Origin of the sequence: uncultured Methanobrevibacter sp. (genome assembly GCF_902771435.1) — an archaeon.
GTDB lineage: Archaea > Methanobacteriota > Methanobacteria > Methanobacteriales > Methanobacteriaceae > Methanocatella.
The window spans coordinates 71,611-82,145 of record NZ_CACXXB010000004.1; the positions used below are offsets into that span (position 1 = coordinate 71,611).

At 33.5% G+C, this 10,535-nt stretch carries 3 protein-coding genes; all 3 read right to left on the minus strand.

The window, feature by feature from the left end:
• Nucleotides 1–11 precede the first annotated feature (11 nt).
• Nucleotides 12–2,039: a right-handed parallel beta-helix repeat-containing protein gene (locus QZU83_RS02040; protein WP_295609294.1), complete on the minus strand. Its 2,028-nt coding sequence runs from the start codon at nucleotides 2,037–2,039 to the stop codon at nucleotides 12–14.
• A gap of 195 nt (nucleotides 2,040–2,234) precedes the next feature.
• Nucleotides 2,235–5,192, minus strand: coding sequence for an Ig-like domain repeat protein (locus QZU83_RS02045; protein WP_295609295.1), 2,958 nt, complete (start codon nucleotides 5,190–5,192; stop codon nucleotides 2,235–2,237).
• A gap of 49 nt (nucleotides 5,193–5,241) precedes the next feature.
• A complete protein-coding gene (locus tag QZU83_RS02050) occupies nucleotides 5,242–10,524 on the minus strand; it encodes an Ig-like domain repeat protein (protein WP_295609296.1) in 5,283 nt (1,760 codons plus the stop codon).
• Nucleotides 10,525–10,535 lie beyond the last annotated feature (11 nt).

Below are 10,535 nucleotides of genomic sequence, written 5' to 3' on the forward strand. Positions count from 1 at the left end.
CCTTAGTTTAATTATCCTGAAATTTTCTTTGTCCAGACAGGCTTTTGTTTGGCCTTCTTTGTAATAGTCATTTTTGAAATTATTGATCCACTATATTTAATATCAACTGGTTTTAAAACAACTTTATGAGTGCCTACAGACAAATCATTGGTACCGAAACCGCAAAAACCTTTGAATCCCATATCAGTTTTAGTTTTTAAAACTACAGTTTTGACTTTTTTACCGGTATAAATCAATAATTTAACTTTAACACCATTAATTGGCTTTTGAGTGGATTTCTTATATACATTGATAGACAGCAGTGCACCATTATCATTTGTTTTCTTTGTGACTTTAAAAGATAAAGGAGTAGGTTTGATAACCTTAATTGATGAGGTTAATGTATTGAAGTTGTAACCTGCATGATTAGCACTGACAACTATCTTATGAGTACCCTGAGCCAAATTTTTAGTCTGATAAGTGATTATACCTTTAGAATTGGTAGTTAAACGAACTTTTTTGTATTTACTTCCAGTATAAACTTTTAAAGTCACTTTTATGTTGGCAATTGGTTTTTTGGTTTGGGAATTTATAATTTTTATACTCCATAATCTTCCCTTTTTCAAAGCAACAGTAATCTTAGAAGCAGACATGACAGCAGTTGCCTTTTTAACTGTTATAGGTAAAAAACTTTCAACAGAATTGTGGGCTTCATCCGGAGTGGTGATAACCCTTAATACATATTCCCCCACAGCCAACTTAGAAACAGTCAAAACATTATCCTTAAAACTTATTTTAGCTTCAGTATGATTTATTACGGAGACATTTTCAAAATCAATGCTCCCCCCTTCAACAGTAACATAAATTGATCCGGAAGATGCATATTCAAAAACCATACTTGCAATGAAAGTAACACTTGAATCTTCCTTGATTTCTTCGAAAGTATTGTTGTCATCTATAAAATCATTTGCATTAACTGCATGATTATGAGTTTCATTATACTTGAGTGCAAAATAATTAGAAGTGAGATTTAAAAATGAAATAGCATTGATTGCATTTCCGACTTTAGCTAAATTATTTTTAAAAATTGAATTTTGCACATTGCTGGCATTTGTCGTATAGACTGCACCACCATAAGAGTTTCTTGCTTCATTGGCTAAAAAAGTAGAGTTATCAACTATGAGATTTTCACAATCACTGTAAATTGCACCTCCACCACTTTGGTTGGATAAAATGTTTTTAACTTCATTATTTGTAAAGATAGAATTAAAAACCTTATTGGATTTATTGTAAACAGCTACTGCACCTCCAAATTGAGTACAGTAATTATTTGTAAAATAACAATTTTCCACAAGAGAATTTCCTGACAATAATGCAATTGCGCCTGCAGAACCATTATCTACATCATTATCTTTAAATTGACAGTCTTTTACAATACTGCTTTCCCCACTAAGATAAATAGCTCCACCAGTTCCTTTTGTTGCACGGTTATTTGTAAATGAGGAATTTTCAATGGAGAAATTATTTCCAACGGCCATTATTGCTCCACCGCAACCGTCATTTACAACAATATTGTCTTTAAATTGACAATTGATGATGATACCATTGTCACCATTCCAATAAACAGCACCACCATACTGATTTTCGCCTCCAATAAATTTTAAATTATTTAATATTACATTAGAAGAATTAACGTTAATATATCTTATTTTATTATAATTAAAACTGTTTTTTGTTATTACTGCACCGTCACCAGCGCCCACAATACTAATTCCCTTGTTAATGACAATTTCCTTTTTTAAAGTATAAGTTCCATTAAGTATGATTGTATCGCCATCATTTGCATCATCAATACACTTCTGCAGATCATCATTTTCACCAGGAGTATAATTAGTGCTGATTGCTGGGACCTCTTCAATATTCAGATTTTCATTATCCCCCACATTTTGAGCAATAATATCCTGGTCAACTGCAATGTCACTTGCACTGACTTGAGATATGAGTGACAGGGCAACAATGATTGATAATAAACATAATACATGTTTTTTAGATAAGAACATAAAAACCCCCGAAAAATTGTATAAAAAATATTACCTTTCTGTATTCATCAGTTATATAACTTTATATCCGGTTGAATATTTAAATTTAATCAAATAAACTCCATTTAAGCTATTATTTGTTAAAAAAATTATTTTAGTCAAACAAATGAAAAACTTTCATTGAAAAAATGAAAAAAAATAAGGAGATTGAAATCCTTATTTTTTAATCTTAACACTTTTTTTAACAGTGTCTTTTAGATATGTTGCCTGATATTTTACTTTTTTACCGACTTTGAGCTTTTTCAAGACACTGGATTTGATTGTTACTTTTGCAACACCTTTCTTGTTGGTTTTTGCAGTGTATTTTTTACCGTTGAACTTGAAGGTAATCTTTTTATTTTTAAGGTATTTTTTATTAACTTTAGCTAAAGTTGCTGTTAAAACAAGTTTTTTAGCAGATTTTTTAACTGTTATCTTTTTAAGAGTCAGCAGATGTTTTACTGTTAATGTCTTGGTTACATTAACGCCTAAAGCTATTACAGTAACTTTATAAGTTCCTGGATTTTTACCAACAACGATAGTTGCAACACCCTTAGCATTAGTATTGGCAGTTTTATAAACCATACTTCCAATTACAAAGCTTACTTGAGTACCATTTACGATTGAACCTTTTTCATCATAGACTGTTACGGAATATTTTCCCTTTGCATTGTATAAAACATTGGCATTCTTTGCAGTGATTGAAGGAACCTTGTGAATAACTTCCACAGTCATTTCCTTTACAAAACCATCATAAATTTTATCCCCTGAATATACAAATGAAAAATTATAGTTTCCATCCTTAAACTGGGACAAGTCAATCCTGGCGATACCTTTAACAATATCAACAACACCCGCACTTACACCATCGACAAACACTTCAATAGTCCCTGTTGCATTTCCGCAGTCGATTATTACCCAATTATCCTCAGGTGTCATGTTTACTTGAGGTGATTTTGCAAGCAAGTGCATATTGTAATTAATTGGCATTGGATAACCTGTTTTTTTATTTACCTCATAGAAAATATTTCCATCAAAGCTATTTCCGAAGTATTCAAAGTTAACTGTGTGGTTACCTTTAGAAAGACCTTCTGTATCAAAGGTATAATTAACAACACCACCTTCGATTTCAATTAGTGCCGGTGATACGCCTTCAACTAAAACCAACAGATGTCCTGAAGCGTTTTGCAAGTCAACAAAAATTTGGCCTGTTTCTCCTATTACAATATCTTGTTTAATGTATATTTCAGGCAATATGTCGAATTCATCGCTGTATTGTTTTACTTCATAGTCATTTCCTTCATATACAACTCTAATCTCATATTTACCTACTGACAAATCAGTTAGGTCAATAGTGGCTTTTCCATTTGCAAGCCTGACAGATGATAGTTTAGATCCCCTATTGTCATTATAAACAGTCAAATTGCCAGTGGCATTGGTCGGAAGTATTAAACTAACACTACATCCGTTATTTTTAATATCTCCAACAACACCATAGTATGAAACATTCAATATGTTTTTGTAGCTTGTAGCTGGATATTTAGCATCACCGGAATAGCTTACAATCATGTCATGTTCGCCCATAGCCAAATCAGGTATTTTAAATGTTGCTTGACCATTATTTACATTAGATGTGTAAGTTTTACCATTGATGTTAACAGTTACAGTGCCATTTGCATCTCCAGGCAATGTAATTATGATAGGATAATATTCCCTGTACGGCATTCCTTCCCTTACAATGTCATCTTTAAAAAGGTAGGTTACATTAAATACTCCTGCTTTTGATAATTTATCGTGAGTTGCATCACCGGAATATGTTATGTTGTAGGTGTGCTGGCCGTATTTATTCTCACCAGTGAAGAAATCTGTTAGTTTTATTTCACTGGACCCGTTTACCAGTTCATTATTTGAAACTACAACACCATCTATTGTAACTGTCACATTACCTTTTGCATCGCTATCGAATGCAAATTTAACCGTATCATCATTTTCCAGTACAAGAGGTTCAGGCAATTTTAACCAGTGCCCGTCGTCACCGACAAAGACATTTAAATAATTGCTGTAAAATGAAACACTGCCGTTATCAAGTGTTGTGCCATATGAAATCCAAATGGTGTGGTTTCCATAATCTAAAATGCCCAAATCAATAGTGTTGCTTCCTTTATTTAATGGATAATTTTTACCATCGGCATTATCGATTTTAACAAATGCCTCACCGGATTTAGGTGCATTGAATGAAATAAATACATTTTCATTTTCCTTGACTGTATTGTTAAATGATACATCCACATCATCCGTACCCACTAATGTTTCAAAGGTAATTAATGATGAGTTTAAAACTCCACCCAACTCACTATCAAAGACCTTTAATTCAGCTGTATGAACCTCTGAAGACCAGGAAGCAGAAGAATCGAATGTGACTATTCCCCTATTGAAATTTTTATGAGAGTACAACTCTTCATCAATATATAATTCAGCATAGGCAGATATTGGCGCAAATACACGAACACTAGCAAAAGGCAATGCATTGGCATATCTTGAAGTTTCATTTATATTTATGATAATTTCATCTGAAAATGCGACATTTAAAGTGGAATTGATTATATCAACAGTGTTTGTTCCATCATTATACTTTATATCAATACCATAGTCTCCAACTTGCCTATAAAATCCCAAATCATATAAAGACAAAGCAAACTGGCCATTTTCATAATTGGATTTGATATCTGCAACATTGAATTTATAAATCGCCTGGGCATCAAAGTTTGAGTTTACATCCATGTTTGAAATATTGAATCCATTATTATTTTTAAATACAACGGTTACAATCATTTGCCCATCATTTATTGAATCAGGTATTTTTAAATCAACAACGTTACTGTAATAGTCAGTTACCTGCTCATTTGTAACATGCGGTGTGAAATCCTCTGATTTGGCTTCACCAAGAACATTATCATTTCCAGAAGGATTTTCATAATCCGTACTGATATCATCATCTAAAGAAACATTTAGTGTTTCCTGAGCTTCATCAACTGTTAGTGTTTCATTGAAATTATCATGTGCCGCACTAACAGTCCCAATTGTTAAAACAGCTAATAACAATAATGTTAAAAGCATTATCTTTTTTAATTTCATTGTAAAACAACCCGAAATTAGAAATTTATATCATATAATGAATAAAACCTCATTTTTTAACTTTAATACTTCTTTTAACAGTGTCTTTTAGATATGTTGCCTGATATTTTACTTTTTTACCGACTTTGAGCTTTTTCAAGACACTGGATTTAATAGTTACTTTTGCAACGCCTTTCTTGTTGGTTTTTGCAGTGTACTTTTTGCCATTGAACTTGAAGGTGACCTTTTTGTTTTTAAGGTATTTCTTGTTGACCTTAGCCAAGGTTGCTGTTAAAATTAGGTTTTTAGCAGATCTTTTTACGGTTACCTTTTTAAGAGTCAGCAGGTGTTTAACTGTTAATGTTTTGGTCACATTAACATCCAAAGCTTTTACAGTGACTTTATAAGTTCCAGGATTTTTACCGATGACTATGGTTGCTACACCTTTAGAATTAGTTTTGGAAGTTTTATAAACCTTGCCTCCGATAATAAAACTTACTTTTACACCCTCTGAAACGTTACCATCTTTATCATAGACAGTTACAGAATATTTTCCCTTAGATGAGTATAAAACCTTGGCGTTTTTTGCAGTGATTGAAGGTACTTTATGATTAACACTTACGACCATATCTCTGGTAAATCCATCATAAACACTGTCACCGGAATACATGAATGTAATATTGTAGTTTCCGTTCTTAACTTGAGATAAATCAATTAATGCAATACCGTTTACAATATTAAATATTCCTTTTGAAACACCATCAACAAAGACTTCAATTGTTCCTGTTGCATTTCCACAATCAACAACAACCCAATCATCACCAGCAGTCATATTGACTTGAGGTGATTTTGGAAGCAGATACATGTTGTAATAAATTGGCATTGGATAACCTGTTTTCTGATTTTCAGCATAGAATATGTTTCCATCAAAGCTATTTCCAAAGTATTGGAATGAAACAGAGTGATTTCCTTTAGAAAGACCTTCTGTATCAAAAGTATAGTTGACAATACCTTCTTCAATTTCCAAAAGAACAGGGGATAATCCGTCCACCAAAATCAATAAGTGACCAGTAGAATTATCCAAATCCACAAATATCTGTCCAATATCTCCGACAGTAATATTTTGGCTAATGTATATTTTCGGAAGCACATCAAACTGAGTTGTGAATTCTTTTACATCATAGTCACTGCCATCATAATATATTCTCAAATCGTATTTTCCAACAGTCAAACTAGTCAAATCGATTGATGCCCTACCATTTTCAACAGCTTTTAGGAACAATTGGGATTTTCTGTTGTTATTGTAAACTACCAGATTACCTGTAGCATTGCTCGGAAGAACTAGACTAACCATGCATTGAGTATTTTCTATCTCACCAGTTACAGCAAAATAGGAGACGTTTAATATGTTATTATAACTGCCGGCTGGATACTTATCATCACCGGAATAACTTACGATTACATCATGTTCACCCATAGTCAAATCAGGAACTTTAAATGTTGCTTTTCCACTATCAACATTTGAAGTGAATTTTTTGCCATTAACAGACAGGTCAACACTTCCTTTTGCATCTTCAGGTAGAGTAATTATTATATTATAATAATCCTTAAGTGGGAAACCTTCTTTAACCAAATTATCTTTAAATAAATAGGTTACATTGAATACGCCTGATTTTGAAAGGGAATCATGAGTTTTATCACCTGAATAGGTAATATTATAAGTATGTTGACCATATTTATTTACGCCTGAAATCAAATCTGTTAATGAAACATCTGCAGTTCCGTTTATCAGAGTTTGATTTGCAACTACAGCACCGTCAATTAATACTATGACATTTCCTTGCGCATCAGGACCGAAATTCATTTTAATTATATCATCATGATCCAATATCAGAGGTTCAGGCAATTGCAGCCAGTGCCCGTCATCTCCAACAAATAATGACAGATAATTGGTATAAAATGAAGGGCTACCATCATCAAGAGTAGTGTTGTAAGCAATTCCTACAGTATGGTTTCCATAGCTTAAAACACCTAAATTAATAGTATTTTCTCCGGCGTTTAATGTATATGGAACTTTATCACCGTTATCTATTTGTATTACTGCCACACTTGCTTTCGGAACATTGATTGTTATTAAAACCTCTTCTGTTTCTTTTACAACTTCATCCATGATTATTTCAACATCACCACTTTGGATTAATGTTTCAAATGATGTTGCTGAAGAGTTCAATAAGGTTCCAAATTCACTGTCGCAAACCCTTATTTCTACAGTATGATTGCCCGGAGCCCAATCAGCAAATGAATCAAAAGTGATTAAACCCTTTTCGAAGGTTTTATGATCATTTAATACTCCATCAATGTATAACTCAGCGTAAGCAGAAATAGGTTCAAATATTTGAACGGTTGCAAACGGCAATGTATTTGCATATCTGGAAGTCCTATTAATATTTATGAGAATATCTTTTGATAATTCAACTTTTAATGTATTGTTGGTAATATCCAATAAGTCTGTTCCCGCAGTGAATTGGACATCTGCTTCATAGTCACCATTCACTTCATAAAATCCTAAATCGGACAGAGCCAAATTAAAGTCATTATTATAATTTACCTTTATATCGGTTATGTCAAATATGTAAACAGCCTGACTTCCAAAATCTGTTGTTACATTCATGTTTGAAATTTGGGAATTACGATTGTTTTTGAATTTGACTGTTACAATTATTTGACCTGTATTTAACAATTCAGGAATGTCCAGATTTACAAAATCACCATAGTAATCTTCCACATTTATATTTACGACAGGATTGAACACATCTGAGTCAACATCCTTCCAAGTTACATTTACTGTAGTGTTTCCGCTTCTTTCATTACCGTCAGCGTACATTACAGTGATGATGTCACCGAAGTTACTGCCTTCAAAGTCTGAGTATTTCAAGTAGTATCTGCCTTTTTCATCTTTAGATAGGGTTTTAATGTCTTTAGTGAAAATTTCGTCACTTTCAGAGTTTAAGACAGTGATTTTACCGCTGGTTTCATTGATGTTGCCATAATATGTGTCCAAGTAAAGCAGGATTGGGTCCATACCGAAACCTGTGAACACTTCTGAAGTTACATTGTCGACCTTGACGTTGGAGGTTAATGTGATGTTTTGGTTGAACAATTCAACTTCTGCCTCAGCGCCAGTACCTCCACCATCAGCGTGATGTGCAACTCTGATATTGTAAAATCCGTTATCTGTAATGTTTAAATCTGACAGATATATTATTAATTTGGTTACTCCCTCTGATCCACCTTCCAAACGGTAGATATCTAGTTCAGTCTCATCATCAACCCTAATCAACCTTCCCAAATCTTCAACTTTCTTATCGTTTACATAAACAACAAAGTAACCTCTGCCCATCTCTATAGGTACGCTTTGTCTGTTAGCACTGTCAGTGCATTCAATTATGATTGCATTTTCAGTGCCGTTGACTAAAATACCGTCGGAAACTGTTATCTTGAAGAATTCTGCAACGACTTCGGGAGTGTTGATTCTGAGCAGCCTATCTTCAACCCTAACACCTTTTGCATGAACTTTAGTTATATTTCCATATGCAAATGAAACTGTGAAAGGCACATTTTCCTTGAATATACTGTAATCGAATTCGGTTACCTTATCGGAAATCCAGTAATAATCGCTTTGAACATCATCAAATGATGTGTAATTTTCCCCAAATTCTGACAATGACTTTTCAAATATCACTTCGCCGGATTCTTCACTAATCACTATTGTTCCTTCCGTGATGTTTAGATATTTTGGAATTGTCAATCTGATTATCATGTCAGGGTTTCCATCCATTCCAAATTCAAGGTCTCCAATTTGACCATAATATAATGTCAAGCCGATTGAATCATCATAATCATCGATTCCCCAACCTTCCTCATCATCAAAAGATATGAAATAGTTATTAAATCCTATCACTTTATCATCTGCAGTCACTGAAATATTCAATGCATAACTGCCCTGAACATTTTCAAGATTTAAATCATTCCATGTAACATAATAATTCACTCCCAAAAATTCATAGTCATATTCACCGTATAAGTCACTTAAACTTTTGGTGATTTCACGCTCACCATATTTAAAATGGACTAATGCGGTTTCATGAATGTTTAAGACGTCTGGAACGGAGATTATTACAATGTTGTCATCATCGTATTCCTCATCCTCATCGTGAGCCCATCCAATACCAATTAAATTGATGCGAAGATCGCTATATTTATGTAACCTTATGAAATCATCCTCTTTTTGAATAGTAAACGTGTTGTATGGGCGTTCCCTGTAGGCTATGGACTTTCCACCACCAACATCATAGAATATCAAAATTTTATCCTTATCATTGAGCTTACTGAAGAAAGAATCCAAATCCTCAAGAGTGATGGAGTAACTATAAAAGCCATTTACCCATTCATAATCTCCAAGATCGGTGACATTTACAAGGAATTCCTCATCTCCACTTGTAATGCTGACTGTGTAATTGTTGTCTGTAGTGTTTGCAGAGACATAAATCACGATATCTTCAGGAGAGTATATTTTATCATAACTCACCTGAAAATAATTTCCAACGCCCATTTCATTAAGGGAATATTCGACACCAATTTCATCTCCATCTATGCTAATGTCAACACGGTTACAATCATAATCCATATAATAATCTATCAGAACCCATTTATTCCAATATGACTCATTAAGCTCAAGTGTTAAATTACCTCGAATTACCTCTTTTTCATTATCATCATCCCATCCTTTAAAGGTAAATATGGCTGTACCAGTTTCGCCTGCCGGAGTGAATAAATAAAGATAGTACGGTTCATCACTACCTCGGACTTGAGCCCTGAAAGTGGAATTGTCAAAATCGGCCACATCAAGCAAATACTCTTTAACTGTCTCCGCACCATCAATTTCAAACTTAAGTGTGACATTATGAAGGCCGGCTTCAGTGATGCCCAAGTATCTTAAATCCCATTCATATCCGTTAAAACCATCCTCAGAACCTGATTCAGAAACGAGTTTAGTATGGTATTTGACAACATTATCGACAATAACATCCAGCATTCCAAACATGCCTTCATGAATATCAATATGGATTACAGGACTTACAGTGTCAGTATAAAGGGAAGATTCCTCACTAACCCATACGTCAACACTGAATTCTTTAAATGCATTAACATTCAGCCATGCATCACATAAATAACCATCACCATTTTCAAAACGAACATTATACTCTCCGTTTTCTTCAATTCCCAAATCATCTAAAGTCCAACCCATCCAATTAGACTCAACAACAAAATCACATAAGAAATCATCATTCAAATACATATTAA

Coding starts and splice junctions, on each gene's coding strand:
- QZU83_RS02040 (WP_295609294.1), bottom strand. CDS start 2,039: ATGTTCTTATCTAAAAAACATGTATTATGTTTATTATCAATCATTGTT.
- QZU83_RS02045 (WP_295609295.1), bottom strand. CDS start 5,192: ATGAAATTAAAAAAGATAATGCTTTTAACATTATTGTTATTAGCTGTT.